We start from the raw sequence: 17902 nt of genomic DNA, 5'->3' as shown, positions 1-17902 counted from the left end.
TGATCTCACACTGCCAAGAAAAGCCTCTAGCCAGGTGATGGTGCCCGTACCGCAAACCGACACAGGTAGGCGAGAAGAGAATTCTAAGGCGCGCGGAAGAACTCTCGTTAAGGAACTCGGCAAAATGACCCCGTAACTTCGGGAGAAGGGGTGCCCCGGTAGTGTGAATAGCACGAGGGGGCCGCAGTGAAAAGGCCCAAGCGACTGTTTAGCAAAAACACAGGTCTGTGCGAAGCCGTAAGGCGAAGTATACGGGCTGACGCCTGCCCGGTGCTGGAAGGTTAAGGGGAGTGGTTAGGGAGCAATCCCGAAGCTGTGAACCGAAGCCCCAGTAAACGGCGGCCGTAACTATAACGGTCCTAAGGTAGCGAAATTCCTTGTCAGGTAAATTCTGACCCGCACGAATGGCGTAACGACTTGGGCGCTGTCTCAACGAGAGATCCGGTGAAATTTTAATACCTGTGAAGATGCAGGTTACCCGCGACAAGACGGAAAGACCCCATGGAGCTTTACTGCAGCTTGATATTGGACTTTGGTACGATCTGTACAGGATAGGTGGGAGCCTAAGAAGCCTGAGCGCCAGCTTAGGTGGAGGCGCCGTTGGGATACCACCCTGATCGTATCGGAGTTCTAACCTAGGACCGTGATCCGGTTCGGGGACAGTGTCAGGTGGGCAGTTTGACTGGGGCGGTCGCCTCCTAAAGAGTAACGGAGGCGCCCCAAGGTTCCCTCAGAATGGTTGGAAATCATTCGAAGAGTGCAAAGGCATAAGGGAGCTTGACTGCGAGACATACAGGTCGAGCAGGGACGAAAGTCGGGCTTAGTGATCCGGTGGTACCGCATGGAAGGGCCATCGCTCAACGGATAAAAGCTACCCTGGGGATAACAGGCTTATCTCCCCCAAGAGTCCACATCGACGGGGAGGTTTGGCACCTCGATGTCGGCTCATCGCATCCTGGGGCTGAAGTAGGTCCCAAGGGTTGGGCTGTTCGCCCATTAAAGCGGTACGCGAGCTGGGTTCAGAACGTCGTGAGACAGTTCGGTCCCTATCTGTCGTGGGCGTAGGAAATTTGAGAGGAGCTGTCCTTAGTACGAGAGGACCGGGATGGACGTACCGCTGGTGTACCAGTTGTTCCGCCAGGAGCACCGCTGGGTAGCCAAGTACGGACGGGATAAGCGCTGAAAGCATCTAAGCGTGAAGCCCCCCTCAAGATGAGATTTCCCAATTAGTAAGACCCCTTGAAGACGACGAGGTTGATAGGTTGGAGGTGGAAGCGCAGCAATGTGTGGAGCTGACCAATACTAATCGGTCGAGGGCTTATCCTAAAGAAATAAAACGCAAATTATCTCGTATTCAGTTTTCAGAGATCAAACTCTGTAACGTTTGGTGTCGATGGCGGAGGGGTTCCACGCGTACCCATCCCGAACACGACCGTTAAGCCCTCTAGCGCCGATGGTACTTGGACCGCAGGGTCCTGGGAGAGTAGGACGATGCCAAGCAGCTAAAGACCACTTTTGAGATTCACTTCTCGAAGGTGGTTTTTTTGTCCCCAATCGTGCACGGTTAGAAAAACGTAGTGAAATATCTGTGGATACATTGAAAAACGGTTCTCAAAAAACTATCCACATTGTGGACAGTCATAAATAACCGAGAAATCATCCGTTTATCCATCATTTTTTGATGTTCATCCCATAATTCATGCACATGATCCACAATTGGGTCCACATCATTCACAGATGATATAGATTAAGTTCCAACTTGATCTCATGATTTCAAGTTATCCACAGTGTATAAGTGAAGCCCGATCAGAATCCAATTCGAATGTATCTACAGAATGGGTATAAGTTGTTATTAATCTTTATTATAAAATCCCCTGTTGAGGATAACCTCAGCAGGGGATTTCGTCGATCAAGGCATACTTAACGATTGTCGGGGCAGGAAATCTGAAACCGCACGAAGCAACGTTTTGGTTTTATCCCCAGAGAACTCCCAGAACATGCCTCCGGCTAACCCTTTTGCCTTCAAATAATCGGTCTTGAATTGAAGTGATTGTACATCGTCATACGTGATGAATGTGCCTGTACTTGGGTTATAGAGGTAAGGTGTCTTGGTGACATCATTCCAATAGCGGGTATAGCCATTTTTATTAATATAATTGGCTTCGAGATCCCAATAATCGAAAGAGCCTGCTTCGACTGTCCCTTTCTTCGAGCCTCCACTACAGGTTTGATATAAGCCACCATTTACGTTGGCGCAACCGTCCCAGCCCCGGCCGTAGAAGGCGAGCCCTAATACGATCTTGTTCGCGGGTACCCCTTTAGCTAAATACCCTTTAATCGCAGCATCAATATTGAAGTCTGTCGGGTTAATGCCATTATCCGCTGGATCAAAATAGAGTGGTGCATTTTGCCCGGATTTCGGATCCCAAGCACCATGCATATCATAAGCCATCATATTAATCCAATCGCAGATTTGGGCGATCTTGTCGAGTTCGGTATTATTCTGATACTGTGCACTAATGCCAGAGGCGATCGTCAGATAATAATGCTTCCCATCCTTTGCCCCTGCAAGGTCAAGTTCTGTACGTATTTCTTGTAGGAGTAACGTATAGTTCTGTTTGTCTGCTGGACGCGCGCTATTGCCGGCTAATCCGCCGCCAACAGGATATTCCCAATCTAGATCCACACCATCAAAGCCGTACTTGTGGATAAAGTCTACTGCGGATTTTGCGAATACTTTTCGTGCAGCAGGATCCGCGGCAACATCCGAGAATCGGTTCGACCAACTCCACCCGCCTACAGAGATAATGGTCTTCAGATGTGGATAAGCCTTCTTGAGTTTATTCAATTGATTGAAGCTGCCTTTGATCGGTGTATCCCATGTATCCCCTGGATAGGACATTCCTGTGTCTGCCCAAGGATCGCCTTGTACGATAGTTCCGTTAGGTACGTTGATATTTCCGTTCTCATCCTGACAAGACCAAGTCGTTGGGTTAGGACCTGTAGGATCTGGATTGCCATGCTTGCCGTTCCAACAAATATCGGCAAACGCGAAATTAATGTGTGTTACCTTCGAGGCGTCGATATCAGGTACTTTATAATTGCGTCCGCTATAGACACCCCAAGATGGGAAATAACCTACGATTTTATAATCGCCACCTTTAGAGCCCTCTAGCGTTGTAACGGATACGGGATTGCTTGCATCCGAAATATTACCTGCTGCGTCTTTTGCTTTTACTGTAAAACTGTATAACGTAGTAGGGGACAACCCAGTTACCGTGTAGCTCGTTCCTGTCGTAGATCCTTTGAGCGCAGGGCCAGCATAAATGTCATAGCCCGATACGGCAACGTTGTCAGTGGAGGCATTCCAAGTTAATACAACGGTATTACTCGTTACATTGGAAGCGGTAAGATTTGTAGGTGCCGTAGGTGGAGTAAGATCTGGTGCAGGCGTTGTTACAGTAACCTCATTGCTGGCTGCCGACACGTTTCCTGCGGCATCACTCGCTTTGACACTGAATACATAGGTTGAATTCGCAGATAGTCCTGTCACCAGGTAGCTCGTATTCGTCGATGTGCCAAGGGACGTTCCGTTCTGAAATACCGTGTAGTTCTTAACGCCAATGTTATCTGTTGAAGGCTGCCAGCTCAGGGTTAATGCGTTGCTGCTGACAGTAGAGACCGTTAGTGCAGTTGGGGCTGTTGGTGGTGTAGTGTCTGGTGCACTCGTATCTAATTGCCATAACGTTGGTGTGCCGGAAGGTTCCCAGCCTACCAATGCCGTGTGCGCTTGAAGGCATATGTAGACACTATTCTTATAAGATACCCGGTCGCCCGTCTTATAAGCGGTTCCTGCGGTCCATGCAGGGATGGAGGAGGCAGCATCTGTTGTTACAGATAGGGAATTGCTAAGTGCAGATACATTACCAGCAGCATCTTTGGCTTGAACGGTAAATACATAGGCCGTATTGGGGGATAAAGCTGTAGCATTGAAGGTCGTGCTTGTCGTCGTGCCAGCAGATACACCATCTTTGAAAATGTTATATCCCGTAACTCCGACGTTATCCGTTGAAGGTGACCAAGAGAGTGCGATGGAAGTGGATGTTTTAGCTGTAGTGATGAGGTTGCTTGGTGCAGAAGGAGCTTGCGTGTCGACTGGCAAAGGGTCTGTTGTCACAGATAAGGAATTGCTAGCAAGAGAAACATTGCCGGCAGCATCCTTGGCTTTCACGGTGAAGGCATAGGCTGTATTGGCGGTTAACCCTGTTACAGAAAAAGCAGTGTTTGGTGTTGTGCCGACGGACACGCCATCTTTGAACACCTCATAGCCTGTAACACCGACATTATCCGTTGCAGCTGACCAGGTTAAATCGATTGTTGTAGCGGTCTTTGCTGTCGAGGTTAGATTTGTCGGTGTTGTTGGTGCTTGCGTGTCTCCTCCACCTGTGCCGCCAGCTACGGTATAGCTCAGATTATTGGATACGGATGTTCCTGCAGCGTTAATGAGTTCAACTTTATAGACATAGGTGCCGGACGCTTTATTCGTGAAGCTGTATGAACCGGTTTGCGCATTGGGTGTATTATCTGTTAAATCAGCTGTGTGGATCAGCGTCCCATTTTCATACAATTTCCATGTTGTTCCGTTATTCCCCCACCACATGTTGAAAGTAAGCGAATAGTTCGGCTTGCTATCCCAATTGTTCTGCGTTAAAACGGGAGTCCCAGGGGGGCCCGACGCAGCTGCAAAGGACAGAGTAGGCAGTAATGTGAGAAACATAGCTACTAGCATGACCACGAGCATCCATTTTTTCGTAATCCTCACAAACGATCCCTCCCAGAATATAACTATTAATGATGGGAACGAGGAATGGGCGCCTTCATTCATCCAACCACATCAATAAAGCCCCTACGATGGAACGCAATAGGGAACCTCTAGTTTGATTATATTGGGATATTTTTCCTGTAAGAAGGGATACATTTCGACTGTGAGGGGGAAAAATCGATGCAGGTTATTGGTGAGGGGCGTGCCAGTGTCATCCGTAGTAAAAACCAGTGGATGAATAACCGAGCTAAGTGGGACTTCGAACATATGTGATCATATATAAATCTAAAGTATGTAATAGAAGATTCTTAAGCAGGCTAAAGGATATGATGGGTATATTTCGAGGCCAGATATGCAACAATAATAAGACGGAAGAGATGTTGAAAGTCTGTGGAAAAAGTGATATCATGTTTATAAAGTCAAAGAAAGTCAAGGTCAACTAAACGTCAAAGTTTTGACCTTTACATTTCACCATGGAGGATGAATCAATGCGTAATATCTCTGATATTATAGAACAATATCTGAAGAGTATTCTGCATGAGAGTCCGGGCAGTATGATTGAAATTCAACGCAATGAATTAGCCGATCAATTCTCATGTGTTCCGTCACAGATCAATTATGTGATCAGCACGCGGTTTACTCTCGAGAAAGGATATGTCGTGGAGAGTAAGCGCGGTGGCGGCGGGTATATACGGATTCAACGTCTTCAATTGCCTGCTGAACAGGCGATTCAAGAGCATCTACGACACACCATTGGTGATCGTATTGAACAAGGAGCTGCAGAGGGTCTGATCTATCAGCTGGAAGAAGCGCGTGTGATAACAAGGCGTGAAGCGAATTTGCTCCGTGCGGCGGTGAGCCGAGAAGCATTGATCATTAAGCTTCCAGTCCGTGATGAACTAAGAGCGAGCTTGCTTCGTGCAATGCTGTTTTCTTTGCTGATGAATAAGAAGTAAGTTAGATCGAAGGAGGTCCATGACCATGGTCTGTCAAGAATGCGGTAAGAAGCCTGCGACATTGCATTTCACGAAAATCGTGAATGGTGAGAAAACGGAATTTCATATTTGTGAATCGTGTGCCCGTGAGAAAGGCGAACTGATACCGGGAACATCGAATGGGTTCTCTATTCACAGCTTATTGTCCGGATTACTCGATTTTGATCCATCGGGGAAAGGCAGCTCCACGAGTAGTAAAGCGCAGACGATTCGTTGTGACGAATGCGGATTAACCTACTCCCAATTTAGCAAGATTGGACGGTTCGGTTGCAGTTCCTGTTATAAGCACTTTGAAGATCGGCTGGATCCTTTATTCAAACGTGTCCACGGCAGCACCAAGCATATTGGGAAAATTCCCAAACGCCGTGGCGGATCCATTCAGACCAAACGTGAGCTGGAGGAACTAAAGAAGCAGCTGCAATACCGTATCATTCATGAAGAGTTCGAAGATGCCGCGAAAATTCGCGATCAAATACGTGAGTTGGAAAAACGAATTTCTGCAGGATAACAAGTCATATTGGCGTTGGAGGGATGTTGAATGGAAGCTCGTAAATTCACTGAGAAGGCATTAAGCGAATGGATGCGTGGGAAGGGTCCAGACTCGGATATTGTTATAAGCAGCCGCGTTCGGATCGCACGTAACTTGGATAACCTTCCATTCCCTATGCTGGCTACGAATCAGCAATCCAAAGAAATTCTGGATCGATTAAGCCAAGTGATGCAGGCCGCAGAAATGAAAGAAATCGGAAATTTCTCGGAAGTATTCTTATCCGATATGAGTGAACTGGATAAACGCGTACTGGTGGAGAAACATCTTATCAGTCCCAACTTGGCAAATGAGTCCCGCAATGGCGCAGTCATCATTAGCGAGAATGAAGCAGCCAGCATCATGATCAATGAAGAAGACCATCTTCGAATCCAATGTCTCTACCCCGGGTTTCAATTAGAAGAAGCTTGGGAGCTCGCAAGCAGGATTGACGATGTTTTTGAAGAACAAGTAGATTATGCATTTGATGAGGTTCGAGGATATTTGACCAGCTGTCCTACCAATGTGGGTACTGGCATTCGGGCATCCGTGATGATCCATCTCCCAGCACTCGTCTTAACGCAGCAGATGAATCGGCTGCTGCCGGCAATTACACAGGTAGGTTTGGCTGTTCGCGGCATCTATGGTGAAGGCAGTGAATCCATCGGGAATCTGTTCCAGATATCGAATCAGATTACGTTGGGTCAGTCCGAGAAAGAAATTATCGATAATTTGCATAGTGTGGCAAGGCAAATCATTGAACATGAGAAGGCTGCGCGGGAGAAGATTATGCAAGAATCTCCGATTCGCATCAAAGACCGTATCCGGAGATCTCTCGGTATCTTAACACATGCGGAAGTCATGGATTCGAAGGAAGCGTCACAACGGCTCTCCGATGTGCGTCTTGGACTAGATCTCGGTCTCATCGATCATGTATCATCCGATGTATTGAATGAGTTGATTGTGATGTCTCAGACGGGATTCCTGCAGCAAGTATACGGTCGCAAGTTAAATACCGAAGAAAGAGATATTTATCGCGCTGCATTAATTCGCGATAAACTTTCTAAATCATAAATTCTAGCTATAATTAAGTTTAAGCGGAGGTGTATAGATATGATGTTTGGAAGATTTACAGAGCGAGCACAGAAAGTATTGGCACTAGCACAAGAAGAAGCCGTGCGACTAGGTCACAACAATATTGGCACGGAGCATATCCTTCTTGGACTGATTCGTGAAGGAGAAGGTATTGCAGCTAAAGCCTTGATTGCGCTTGGACTAGGGCTTGAGAAGATTCAAGACGAAGTCGAATCTTTGATTGGTCGTGGACAGGAGCAACCAACGAATATTGCTTATACGCCTCGTGCTAAAAAAGTCATTGAACTATCCATGGACGAAGCTCGTAAGCTTGGTCATACGTATGTAGGTACAGAGCATATCCTTCTCGGGTTGATTCGTGAGGGCGAAGGTGTCGCTGCACGTGTACTCAATAACCTGGGTATCAGTTTAAATAAGGCGCGTCAGCAAGTTCTGCAGCTCTTAGGCAGCAGTGAAGCAGTATCGAGCCATCATGGAACACCTGCCAATGTCAGCACACCGACACTTGATTCGCTTGCCCGTGACTTAACGGCATTCGCGAAGGACGGGAACTTAGATCCTGTCATTGGCCGCAGTAATGAAATTGAACGCGTCATTCAAGTGTTGAGCCGTAGAACGAAGAACAATCCAGTCCTGATCGGGGAACCGGGGGTTGGTAAGACGGCGATTGCTGAAGGGCTTGCACAACGTATCATCCAGAACGAAATTCCTGAGACGCTTCGCGATAAGCGTGTCATGACCTTGGATATGGGCTCTGTCGTTGCAGGGACCAAATACCGCGGTGAATTCGAAGATCGTCTGAAGAAGATCATGGACGAAATTCGTCAAGCAGGCAATATCATTCTGTTCATCGATGAACTTCATACTCTAATCGGCGCAGGCGGAGCAGAAGGCGCTATTGACGCATCGAATATTCTCAAACCTTCTCTAGCACGTGGCGAGCTCCAATGTATTGGTGCGACGACACTGGATGAATACCGCAAATACATTGAGAAAGACGCTGCGCTTGAACGCAGATTCCAGCCGATTACAGTTGATCAACCATCTCCGGAGGAAGCGATTCAGATCTTGCATGGACTACGTGACCGTTATGAAGCCCACCACCGGGTGAAAATTACGGATGAGGCGATTGAAGCAGCAGTCAAATTGTCGGACCGTTACATTACGGATCGGTTCTTACCGGACAAAGCGATCGATTTGATTGATGAAGCTGGTTCGAAGGTAAGGCTTAACTCTTATACGGTACCGCCGAATTTGAAACAGCTCGAGAATCGTCTTGAAGATATTCGCAAAGAAAAAGATGCCGCTGTACAGAGCCAAGAGTTCGAGAAAGCAGCAGCACTTCGTGATACAGAACAGAAAATGCGTGAAGAGCTTGATCTAACGAAGAATCAGTGGAAAGAAAAGCAAGGCCGTACGGATTCTGAAGTAACACCTGATGATATCGCACAGATCGTAGCAAGCTGGACTGGAATTCCAGTTCGTAAGCTGGCAGAAGAAGAATCCGAGCGCTTGCTTAAGATGGAGTCTATCCTTCATGAGCGTGTGATTGGCCAAGAAGAAGCGGTCAAAGCAGTTAGCCGTGCCGTACGTCGTGCTCGTGCCGGCCTGAAAGATCCGAAACGTCCGATGGGATCATTCATTTTCTTAGGTCCAACCGGGGTAGGTAAGACGGAATTGGCACGTGCCCTTGCAGAATCTCTGTTTGGAGATGAGAATGCTGTTATTCGTATCGATATGTCTGAGTATATGGAGAAACATTCGACATCACGCCTAGTCGGTGCGCCTCCAGGATATGTTGGTTATGAAGAAGGCGGTCAATTAACGGAGAAAGTAAGACGTAAACCATACTCGGTTGTGCTGCTTGATGAAATCGAGAAGGCACATCCTGAAGTATTCAACATCTTGCTTCAAGTGCTGGAGGACGGGCGACTTACGGATTCCAAAGGTCGTGTCGTAGACTTCCGCAATACGTTAATTATTCTGACTTCGAACGTAGGGGCAGAAGCGATCAAGCGGAATTCGACGCTTGGCTTCACAGCAGCGAATGATTCCGGCAAAGATTATAACAACATGAAGGATAAAGTCATGGGCGAGCTGAAGAAAAGCTTCCGTCCAGAGTTCTTGAACCGGATTGATGAGATCATTGTCTTCCATTCGCTCAGCGAAGAGCATATTGCACAGATCGTGTCGTTGATGGCCGAAGATCTTCGCAACCGTCTGAAAGAGCAGGAAGTTGATTTCATCTTAACGGACAAAGCGAAAGCTTTCCTAGCGAAGGAAGGGTTCGATCCTGCTTACGGTGCGCGTCCACTGCGTCGTGCGATTCAGAAGCATATTGAAGACCGTCTATCAGAAGAGCTCTTGATGGGCAAAATTTCGAAAGGTGACAGCCTAACGATTGATGAGCAGGAAGGCAGCCTTGTTGTACTGCATCATTAAAATAACTTGATTCTTACGTATTCTGCATAAATAGAACCCGAAGCCTATAAGGTTTCGGGTTTTCCTTTTATCTCTAGCGTAAAAATGTTAAAATTGAAAGAAGTACGAAATTTGCGAAAACAGTCAATTTTTGTACGAGATGAAGGTTAGTTAGGAGATCGAAATGGCGAAAGTCAAAACAAAGTTTTACTGTACAGAATGCGGTCATGAGACAGCAAAATGGTTCGGCAAATGCCCAGGATGCATGAGCTGGAACACGATGGTCGAAGAGACGCAGACGGTTGTCAAGACGCAAGGCATGCAATCGCCCATTTTTCATACGAAAGAAAAACCGCAATCCATCATACATATAGAGAGTGGTAAAGAACCTCGCATTCAGACGCATATCGCTGAGCTGAATCGTGTCCTCGGCGGCGGGTTCGTTCCTGGCTCATTAATTCTTGTAGGCGGTGATCCCGGGATCGGGAAATCCACATTATTGCTGCAGACATCACACGCGCTTACAACGGCAGGACTCAAGGTTCTCTATGTATCTGGCGAGGAATCTGTTCGACAGACAAGGCTGCGTGCGGATCGATTAAATGCATTGTCTGAATCTTTATTCGTCTTATGTGAGACGAACCTCGAGCAAATTGAGGAAGCGATTGATGAGATCCAGCCTGATTTTCTGGTCATCGACTCGATTCAGACGGTCTATCAGCCTTCTGTTGCTTCGGCGCCAGGGAGTGTCTCCCAAGTTCGTGAATGTACGGCGCACTTTATGCGTATTGCTAAGGTAAAGGGAATTGCGACCGTGCTTGTAGGGCATGTCACCAAAGAAGGAGCGATCGCAGGTCCGCGTTTATTGGAACATATGGTGGATTGCGTATTGTACTTCGAAGGGGAGCGGCATCATACCTATCGATTGCTGCGTGCGGTGAAGAATCGGTTCGGTTCAACGAATGAGATCGGTATTTTCGAGATGCAAGAGACGGGGCTTGAGGAAGTGTCCAACCCATCGGAGCTGTTTTTGTCCGAACGTCCGCTTGGAGTAGCCGGTTCGACCGTCGTCGCTAGTGTGGAAGGGACTCGTCCTGTTCTAGTTGAACTCCAAGCCTTAGTCGCTTCGACGAATTTCCCGTCGCCGCGGCGAATGTCGACAGGTGTCGATCATCAGCGGATGTCGCTCATTATTGCGGTGCTTGAGAAACGAATGGGCATGTTCTTGCAGAATCAAGATGCTTATCTGAATGTTGCGGGTGGCGTGAAGCTCGATGAGCCTGCCGTTGACCTCGCGATCGCCGTAAGTATTGCATCGAGTTTTAAGGATGCGCCAACTCAGCCATACGATGTGTTTTTCGGCGAAATTGGACTAACTGGGGAAGTGCGGGCTGTATCTCGCGTGGAGCAGCGGGTTAAAGAGGCGCACAAGCTTGGGTTCAAGCGTGTGATTATGCCTGAGAAAAGTATAAAGGGGTGGAAAGCGCCCAAGGGGATCGAAATTATCGGTGTGAACACCGTAGCGGAAGCGCTAAGAGCTGCATTAGGTTAGGGGGCATAATAGAGAATGAAAGAAGCGGTTCAACAAGATAATGTAAATGATCTTCTTCGATTGGTATCGCCGGGGACGCCGTTTCGAGATGGGCTGGAGAACGTCCTTCGCGCCAAAACCGGGGGATTGATCGTTGTTGGATACAGTCCAGAAGTGATGGAAGTTGTAGATGGGGGTTTCTCCATTAACTGTGATTTCTCACCGAACTATCTGTACGAGCTAGCGAAGATGGATGGCGCGATCATTTTAAGTGAAGACTTAAAACGTATCCTCTATGCAAACACTCAGCTGATACCCGATTCATCGATATCCTCCATTGAGACGGGAATTAGACACCGGACAGCGGAGCGGGTAGCGAAGCAGACAGGGAAGCTCGTCGTGTCCATTTCTCAGCGTCGTAACGTGATTACGCTCTATCAAGGGAATTTGCGGTATTCCCTCAAGGAGATTGGCGTCATCTTAACGAAAGCAAATCAAGCTATACAGACGTTGGAACGGTATAAAGTGGTGCTCAATCAGGCGCTGACGAATCTGACAGCTTCGGAATTTGAAGAGCTTGTGACGTTACAGGAGGTTGTGCATGTCGTACAGCGCTTCGAGATGGCTCTTCGGATCAAGCAGGAGATCAAACGTTACATCCATGAGCTAGGCAACGAAGGCCGGTTGATCAGCATGCAGATGGAAGAGCTAGTGGGAAATACGGAGGAAGACGCAAGGCTGTTAATCAAAGACTATGCGAAGGATTCATCCGAAGAGAAATTGAAGGAAATTTTCGTATGCTTGAAGAAATGCAGCTCGGACGAATTGCTGGATGCACATTTTATTATTCGATTATTAGGGTATCAGTCCTCGAACTTAATGACGGAAGAATCGGTTGCGCCGCGCGGTTATCGCGTTCTCAGCAAGATCCCACGATTGCCGAATGTTATTATTAATAACCTGGTTCAGCGGTTCTACCAGCTGCCGCATGTGACGATGGCGACGATCGAAGAATTGGATGAAGTGGATGGAATTGGTGAAGTGCGTGCCCGTACGATTAAGGAAGGTCTTAAGCGTATCCAAGAACAGGTGTTTATTGACAGACAAATATAAATTGTCATACAATCAATGAATGACACTGGGGCATAGTAAATATGAGGTGAGTCTATGATAACAAAATCGATTCCGAACTTGTTTACGATTAGTAACTTGGTACTCGGAATTATTTCCATCATATTAGTTTTTAACGGTGAGAACGATTATGCCGCTATTATGGTGATTATTGCTATGCTAATGGATGGGCTGGATGGCCGGGTTGCTCGTGCACTCAATGTGCAGAGTGAATTCGGGAAAGAGCTTGATTCCCTGTCTGATGTAATTTCGTTTGGTGTAGCTCCAGCTTTTATTATGTATGTGACTGCGTTTACGCATTTGAATCCGTTGCTCGCATGGTCGGTAACGGCAATATTCCCGATTTGTGGTGCGCTTCGTCTTGCCAGATTTAATGTCATATCCGGAACGCCAGGATATTTCATCGGGCTTCCGATTCCGGCTGCGGGTGGTGTACTATGTACATTAGCATTGTTCCATGCGGACTTGGCTACGCCTTATCTGGTGATTAGTTCATTATTATTGTCGTATCTGATGGTTAGCCGTGTGAAATATCCGAATTTCAAGAAGGTTGGCATTCCTAAGAAAGCATTCTGGATTGCGCCGATCGTCATTATTCTTGCGCTCGTACTCGCGATTAAATTCCCGGCTCAGACTCCAAAATTGATTCTAATTCCACTCGCATTTTATGCGTTGTATGGCTTAAAAAAAAACGTTGAGCTTGTGTTCACCACGCGTCGCAAGAGCAAACGTACAGCTTCCAAAGAGGATGCATCGCGTTCTGATCAACTGAATAGTTAGTTGTATCGACAATAAAAAGCATTTATTTCGCTCTCTACGGAGATTCGAATAAATGCTTTTTTGTGTTTTATTTGAGCGTTGGCATTACGATAAATTGAAAAATCCGAGCGTGGAACATTTCTTCGATTCGCTCTGCACGACATCATTCATCTTCACATCGAGCAGATTGCATAGCGCGGACATATAGAACAAGTTCCTACCGAGCTCTGCAGTGACCACTTCTTTACAATTCTCACAGAGCTCGCCATGCAAGTGGCTTGAGAGCTGATGGCTCGTCTGTGTCATTTCTTCCGGATAACATTGTTTACTTGCATTCAGTTCGATACATCCACATTCCGTAATCGCTTTCACGACAGAACGGTTGACGGATGCATTGGACTGGCCATATTTCGAGAGAACATCCAAGAGACTGCGGTGACGTAGTAACAATTCGGAGACCTGCTCCTGAAACGCTTGTAAAGTCGACTCACTCATGTGTATACACCTCGATTTATTAGTATTCTTGATAACCTGCTTCGTCATCGAATCCGAAATTAACTCAATTATAAGTGAATGAATTACCAGTTATCAATGAAAAAAGTTGTTCTCACCAAGATTAGCTTGGATGAAATTGGACCATAATTGTAAAGGAGGTGAATCCTATGTTAAAAAAAGGAATACAGATGTTATGGCTGCTGTTAGGGGCATGGGTCGGATTTGAAGTGTACACATTTGCAGGCATTCGGACAACAGATTGGCTGCAATCGATGTTCGGTGATGCAAGCACATGGGTTGGAACGGTGTTATTTATGGGTATCAGTATGACGGTATTTTTGGTCTTATTTTCGCTAGGTGGGGATTCGGTTCTGGGCCGGATTCGGACGGGACTCGATAAAGTAACAAGCCTTCCATTTGAGCATGTATTTGCTGCATTCCTTGGACTTGTTGGTGGTCTAGGTGTGGCGTATCTGTTAGAGCCAATTGTAGAGTCGCTGGGTGCCATATTGGGCATCGTGTTAACACTCGCTTGCGGTACTGCAGGATTATGGCTGGGATTGCAACGGAGAGAAGAATTGGTAGCCATTCTGACGCGTGGAAGAGGCGGTAATGGAGAGAGCCATTCGAATCGCGGGAACGAGGAGCATAAGATTCTGGATACGAGCGTTATTATCGATGGTCGGATTGCAGATATCTGTAAGACGGGCTTTATCGAAGGCACGATTGTTATTCCGGAGTTTGTACTCGAAGAACTGCAGCATATTGCGGATTCATCGGATTTGCTCAAGCGGAATCGGGGTCGAAGAGGACTGGATATTCTGAACAAAATTCAGAAAGAGCTTGAAGTGAAGGTGTTGATCTACGAAGGTGATTTCGATGAAATTTCCGAGGTGGATAGTAAGCTGGTGAAGCTGGCCAAGGTGCTCCAGGGTAAAGTGGTCACGAATGACTTTAACTTGAACAAAGTATGTGAGCTGCAAGGGGTATCCGTACTTAATATTAATGATTTGGCTAACGCTGTGAAGCCAGTGGTATTGCCTGGTGAGGAAATTATCGTGCAAGTGATTAAAGATGGCAAGGAACACGGCCAAGGCGTAGCGTACTTAGATGATGGAACGATGATCGTTGTCGAGGGTGGACGAGAGTACATCGGAACGACGATGGAAGTGCTCGTGACGAGTGTGCTGCAGACGTCTGCAGGACGGATGATCTTCGCGAAGCCGAAATTGCTGGAAAAAGCCCAGTAACGAAGTCCAAAAGGAGATCTTCGCATCGTTGATGATTCAATTGCTTTGCGGAGGGCCTTGTTATTATATAAAGTTCATCGCGTGAAAAGGGTTGTTCATCGCAAATGTCGAATCTATAAGGTAGATCAAATTATGCGATAGAGCAAGGCAGGGATAGGCATGAACAATCGGGTTGGCGCAGTCATCGTCGCCGCGGGTAAAGGTTCAAGGATGGGAACCCCGGAGAGCAAGCAATATTTGCAGTTGGAAGGGAAGCCGATTCTGGTCTATACCCTATTACAATTCGAACAGATGACCCTGATCGATGAGATCGTACTCGTCGTCGGTGCGCAGGATGTTGAACGTTGTACAGCGTGGGTTAAGATCTATGGTCTTCAGAAAATAACGAAAATCGTCGCAGGTGGAGCGGAGCGCCAATATTCGGTCTATCAAGGGCTGCTCGCTCTGGATGCCGATTGGGTATTCATCCATGATGGTGTCCGTCCATTCGTGACGGAGGAGCGGGTTCGTGCTTGTTATGAAGCAGCGATGCGTCATGGGGCAGCCGTTCTTGCCGTACCGGTGAAGGATACGATCAAACAAGTGAATGAAGCAGGTCGCATCGAACATACACCAGACCGTCGCAGCTTGTGGGCTATCCAGACCCCACAAGCTTTTCGCTATGCCGATGTGGTTCGGGCCCATGAAGAGGCGCAGCAAGAGCAGTTCGTCGGCACCGATGATTCGATGCTGGTAGAAAGGCTCGGATTACCTGTGTATGTGGTTGAAGGGGAATATACGAATATCAAAATTACAACGCCAGATGATCTGGTAACGGCATCGTTCTGGTTACAACAAATGAGGGAGGAACAGCAATGATTCGAGTTGGACAAGGCTTTGATGTACATCAATTGGTGGAAGGTAGACCATGTATTATCGGGGGGATTACGATTCCTTATGAGAAAGGGCTGCTTGGGCATTCGGATGCTGACGTATTGCTACATGCGATTAGCGATGCGATCCTTGGTGCACTTGGACTTGGGGATATTGGCAAGCATTTTCCGGATACGGATCAGCAGTTCAAGGATGCTGACAGCGTGAAGCTGCTGGAGGAAATCTGGGTGATGGCCAAGGAAGCAGGGTATAAGCTTGGTAATTTGGATTGCACGATTATCGCTCAGAAGCCGAAGATGCTTCCATACATTCCGGAAATGCAGGAGCGAATTGCTCAAGTACTGGAAGCCGATGTGTCGCAGATCAATGTGAAGGCGACGACGACAGAGCAGCTCGGATTCACAGGCCGCGGCGAAGGAATTGCAGCCCAATCGGTTGTCTGTCTCCTTCAGAATGTGCTATGATTAAGGGTATTTAAAGGCGATGCAGTCGCAATTCTCGGCAAGGAAAAGGAGCTAAGTCCTATGACACAAGAAGTTCGTGTACGTTATGCGCCAAGCCCAACGGGACATTTACATATTGGTAATGCAAGAACGGCGCTGTTCAACTATTTGTTCGCACGTCATCATAACGGCAAATTAATTATTCGTATTGAAGATACGGATTTGAAACGGAATATCGAGGGTGGGGAAGAGAGTCAGCTTACTTACCTGAAATGGCTGGGTATCAGTTGGGATGAAAGTATTGATGTAGGCGGAGAATACGGTCCATACCGTCAGACAGAACGCCTGGATATTTATAATAAATATGCACAGCAGTTAATTGACGGTGGATTTGCGTACAAATGCTATTGCACAGAAGAAGAGCTGGAGCAAGAGCGTGAGGAGCAGACGGCCCGCGGTGAAATGCCGCGTTACTCTGGACGCCATCGCGATCTAACAGAGGAGCAGCGTGCCGCATTCGAAGCCGAAGGCCGTGTGCCGAGCATTCGGTTCCGCGTACCTGAGGGCAGAACCTTCACATTCGATGATATGGTCAAAGGAACGATCTCGTTCGAGTCTGATGTGTCAGGCGACTTCGTTATTGTGAAGAAGGATGGGATCGCGACGTACAACTTCGCTGTTGTTATCGATGACTATCTGATGAAAATTTCGCACGTATTGCGCGGTGAGGATCATGTCTCCAATACGCCTCGCCAATTGATGATCTATGATGCGTTAGGCTGGAAACCTCCGGTATTCGGCCATATGACATTAATCGTGAATGAGCATCATAAGAAATTAAGTAAACGTGATGAATCGATTATTCAATTTATCGAACAATATGATCAATTGGGTTATTTGCCGGAAGCGCTATTCAATTTCATTGCATTGCTTGGTTGGTCACCTAAAGGTGAAGAAGAGATCTTCTCACGCGAACAATTTATTGAAATCTTCGATGCAGGGCGCTTATCGAAGAGTCCAGCGGTGTTCGATACGAACAAATTAAGCTGGTTAAATAATCACTATATTAAGAACGCGGAACCAGCGCGTATCGCAGCGATGTCCATTCCTCATCTGCAAAAAGCTGGATTGCTGCCAGCGACTTTAACTGAAGCAGAGCAAGCCTGGGCGAATTCACTCGTGGCGCTATACCAAGAGCAGATGCGCTCCGCTTCCGATATTGTTGAACTGTCTGCATTGTTCTTCCAAGATGAGATCCAAATGGATGAAGAAGGAACAGCGGTACTCGCAGAGGAGCAAGTACCAGCGGTACTCGCAGCATTCCTAAGCAAAGCGGAGGCTCTGACGGAGTTCACGGCTGAAGCGATGAAAACAGCAATCAAGGAAGTGCAGAAAGAAACAGGTACGAAAGGCAAGCAATTGTTCATGCCGATCCGTGTCGCGTTAACGGGACAGACGCATGGACGCGACTTGAACGAGACGATCGCACTTCTTGGACAGGATAAGGTCGTTGCTAGACTTCGTGCATTCTTGGCATAAGCATAAGACGAGAACCCTCAAT

Annotated in this window: 13 protein-coding genes and 2 rRNA genes (1 of these 15 only partly in view); 13 read left to right on the top strand and 2 right to left on the bottom strand. The window is 47.2% G+C overall.

The genetic code is table 11. The features are described from left to right. Positions 1-1326: ribosomal RNA gene (locus GCU39_RS22030) — 23S ribosomal RNA — on the top strand; it begins 1604 nt to the left of the window's first position. Between the two features lie 57 nt (positions 1327-1383). Next, positions 1384-1500: ribosomal RNA gene (rrf, locus tag GCU39_RS22025) — 5S ribosomal RNA — on the top strand. 409 nt (positions 1501-1909) lie between these two features. On the opposite strand, the gene GCU39_RS32405 is transcribed toward rrf, so the two are convergent. Continuing rightward, entirely contained in the window at positions 1910-4822 is a 2913-nt protein-coding gene (locus tag GCU39_RS32405) for a glycosyl hydrolase family 18 protein (protein WP_193726579.1), read from the bottom strand. 488 nt (positions 4823-5310) lie between these two features. Between GCU39_RS32405 and GCU39_RS22015 the strand changes: the two genes are divergently transcribed. From GCU39_RS22015 to pssA, 7 genes are all read left to right on the top strand, one after another. After that, positions 5311-5778, top strand: coding sequence for a CtsR family transcriptional regulator (locus GCU39_RS22015; RefSeq protein WP_152395442.1), 468 nt, complete (start codon positions 5311-5313; stop codon positions 5776-5778). Between the two features lie 25 nt (positions 5779-5803). Beyond that, entirely contained in the window at positions 5804-6325 is a 522-nt protein-coding gene (locus GCU39_RS22010; protein ID WP_152395441.1) for a protein-arginine kinase activator protein McsA, read from the top strand. Positions 6326-6355: 30 nt separating this feature from the next. Next, a complete protein-coding gene (locus GCU39_RS22005; protein WP_152395440.1) occupies positions 6356-7417 on the top strand; it encodes a protein-arginine kinase McsB in 1062 nt (353 codons plus the stop codon). Between the two features lie 39 nt (positions 7418-7456). Beyond that, positions 7457-9880 (top strand): ATP-dependent protease ATP-binding subunit ClpC, encoded by a 2424-nt coding sequence (gene clpC / locus GCU39_RS22000; protein WP_152395439.1) that lies wholly within the window; start codon positions 7457-7459, stop codon positions 9878-9880. 163 nt (positions 9881-10043) lie between these two features. Beyond that, positions 10044-11411 carry a DNA repair protein RadA gene (gene radA, locus GCU39_RS21995; RefSeq protein WP_152395438.1) on the top strand — a complete coding sequence of 456 codons (1368 nt, stop codon included), beginning with the start codon at positions 10044-10046 and terminating at the stop codon, positions 11409-11411. A 15-nt stretch (positions 11412-11426) separates the two neighbouring features. Continuing rightward, a complete protein-coding gene (disA, locus tag GCU39_RS21990) occupies positions 11427-12503 on the top strand; it encodes a DNA integrity scanning diadenylate cyclase DisA (RefSeq protein WP_152395437.1) in 1077 nt (358 codons plus the stop codon). Between the two features lie 54 nt (positions 12504-12557). Further along, a complete protein-coding gene (pssA, locus tag GCU39_RS21985) occupies positions 12558-13301 on the top strand; it encodes a CDP-diacylglycerol--serine O-phosphatidyltransferase (RefSeq protein ID WP_152395436.1) in 744 nt (247 codons plus the stop codon). Positions 13302-13385: 84 nt separating this feature from the next. Here pssA and GCU39_RS21980 read toward each other — a convergent pair whose 3' ends face one another. After that, positions 13386-13775 (bottom strand): DUF1573 domain-containing protein, encoded by a 390-nt coding sequence (locus GCU39_RS21980; RefSeq protein WP_152395435.1) that lies wholly within the window; start codon positions 13773-13775, stop codon positions 13386-13388. A gap of 167 nt (positions 13776-13942) precedes the next feature. Between GCU39_RS21980 and GCU39_RS21975 the strand changes: the two genes are divergently transcribed. The 4 genes from GCU39_RS21975 to gltX all read left to right on the top strand — a co-directional run bounded on the left by GCU39_RS21975 (position 13943) and on the right by gltX (position 17880). Next, on the top strand, positions 13943-15025 hold the full coding sequence (locus GCU39_RS21975; RefSeq protein ID WP_152395434.1) for a PIN/TRAM domain-containing protein: 1083 nt from the start codon (positions 13943-13945) through the stop codon (positions 15023-15025). Between the two features lie 159 nt (positions 15026-15184). Then, complete coding sequence (gene ispD / locus GCU39_RS21970; RefSeq protein WP_152395433.1) at positions 15185-15883, top strand: 2-C-methyl-D-erythritol 4-phosphate cytidylyltransferase; 699 nt, start codon at positions 15185-15187, stop codon at positions 15881-15883. Beyond that, positions 15880-16362, top strand: coding sequence for a 2-C-methyl-D-erythritol 2,4-cyclodiphosphate synthase (gene ispF / locus GCU39_RS21965; RefSeq protein ID WP_152395432.1), 483 nt, complete (start codon positions 15880-15882; stop codon positions 16360-16362). Before ispD ends, ispF begins: the two co-directional genes overlap by 4 nt. Positions 16363-16422: 60 nt before the next feature. Then, the gene (gltX, locus tag GCU39_RS21960; protein WP_152395431.1) at positions 16423-17880 is read left to right on the top strand and encodes a glutamate--tRNA ligase; all 1458 of its coding nucleotides are present in this window, start codon (positions 16423-16425) and stop codon (positions 17878-17880) included. The last annotated feature ends 22 nt before the right edge of the window (positions 17881-17902 follow it).

Origin of the sequence: Paenibacillus guangzhouensis (genome assembly GCF_009363075.1) — a bacterium.
Taxonomy (GTDB): domain Bacteria; phylum Bacillota; class Bacilli; order Paenibacillales; family Paenibacillaceae; genus Paenibacillus_K; species Paenibacillus_K guangzhouensis.
Note: the sequence above shows the minus strand (reverse complement) of the source record. Positions and strands in the feature narration are given on the sequence as shown.

What these genes read in the sequence shown, in the direction of transcription:
- GCU39_RS22015 (WP_152395442.1), top strand. Translation starts at nt 5,311, where the DNA reads ATGCGTAATATCTCTGATATTATAGAACAATATCTGAAGAGTATTCTG.
- GCU39_RS22010 (WP_152395441.1), top strand. Translation starts at nt 5,804, where the DNA reads ATGGTCTGTCAAGAATGCGGTAAGAAGCCTGCGACATTGCATTTCACG.
- GCU39_RS22005 (WP_152395440.1), top strand. Translation starts at nt 6,356, where the DNA reads ATGGAAGCTCGTAAATTCACTGAGAAGGCATTAAGCGAATGGATGCGT.
- clpC (WP_152395439.1), top strand. Translation starts at nt 7,457, where the DNA reads ATGATGTTTGGAAGATTTACAGAGCGAGCACAGAAAGTATTGGCACTA.
- radA (WP_152395438.1), top strand. Translation starts at nt 10,044, where the DNA reads ATGGCGAAAGTCAAAACAAAGTTTTACTGTACAGAATGCGGTCATGAG.
- disA (WP_152395437.1), top strand. Translation starts at nt 11,427, where the DNA reads ATGAAAGAAGCGGTTCAACAAGATAATGTAAATGATCTTCTTCGATTG.
- pssA (WP_152395436.1), top strand. Translation starts at nt 12,558, where the DNA reads ATGATAACAAAATCGATTCCGAACTTGTTTACGATTAGTAACTTGGTA.
- GCU39_RS21980 (WP_152395435.1), bottom strand. Translation starts at nt 13,775, where the DNA reads ATGAGTGAGTCGACTTTACAAGCGTTTCAGGAGCAGGTCTCCGAATTG.
- GCU39_RS21975 (WP_152395434.1), top strand. Translation starts at nt 13,943, where the DNA reads ATGTTAAAAAAAGGAATACAGATGTTATGGCTGCTGTTAGGGGCATGG.
- ispD (WP_152395433.1), top strand. Translation starts at nt 15,185, where the DNA reads ATGAACAATCGGGTTGGCGCAGTCATCGTCGCCGCGGGTAAAGGTTCA.
- ispF (WP_152395432.1), top strand. Translation starts at nt 15,880, where the DNA reads ATGATTCGAGTTGGACAAGGCTTTGATGTACATCAATTGGTGGAAGGT.
- gltX (WP_152395431.1), top strand. Translation starts at nt 16,423, where the DNA reads ATGACACAAGAAGTTCGTGTACGTTATGCGCCAAGCCCAACGGGACAT.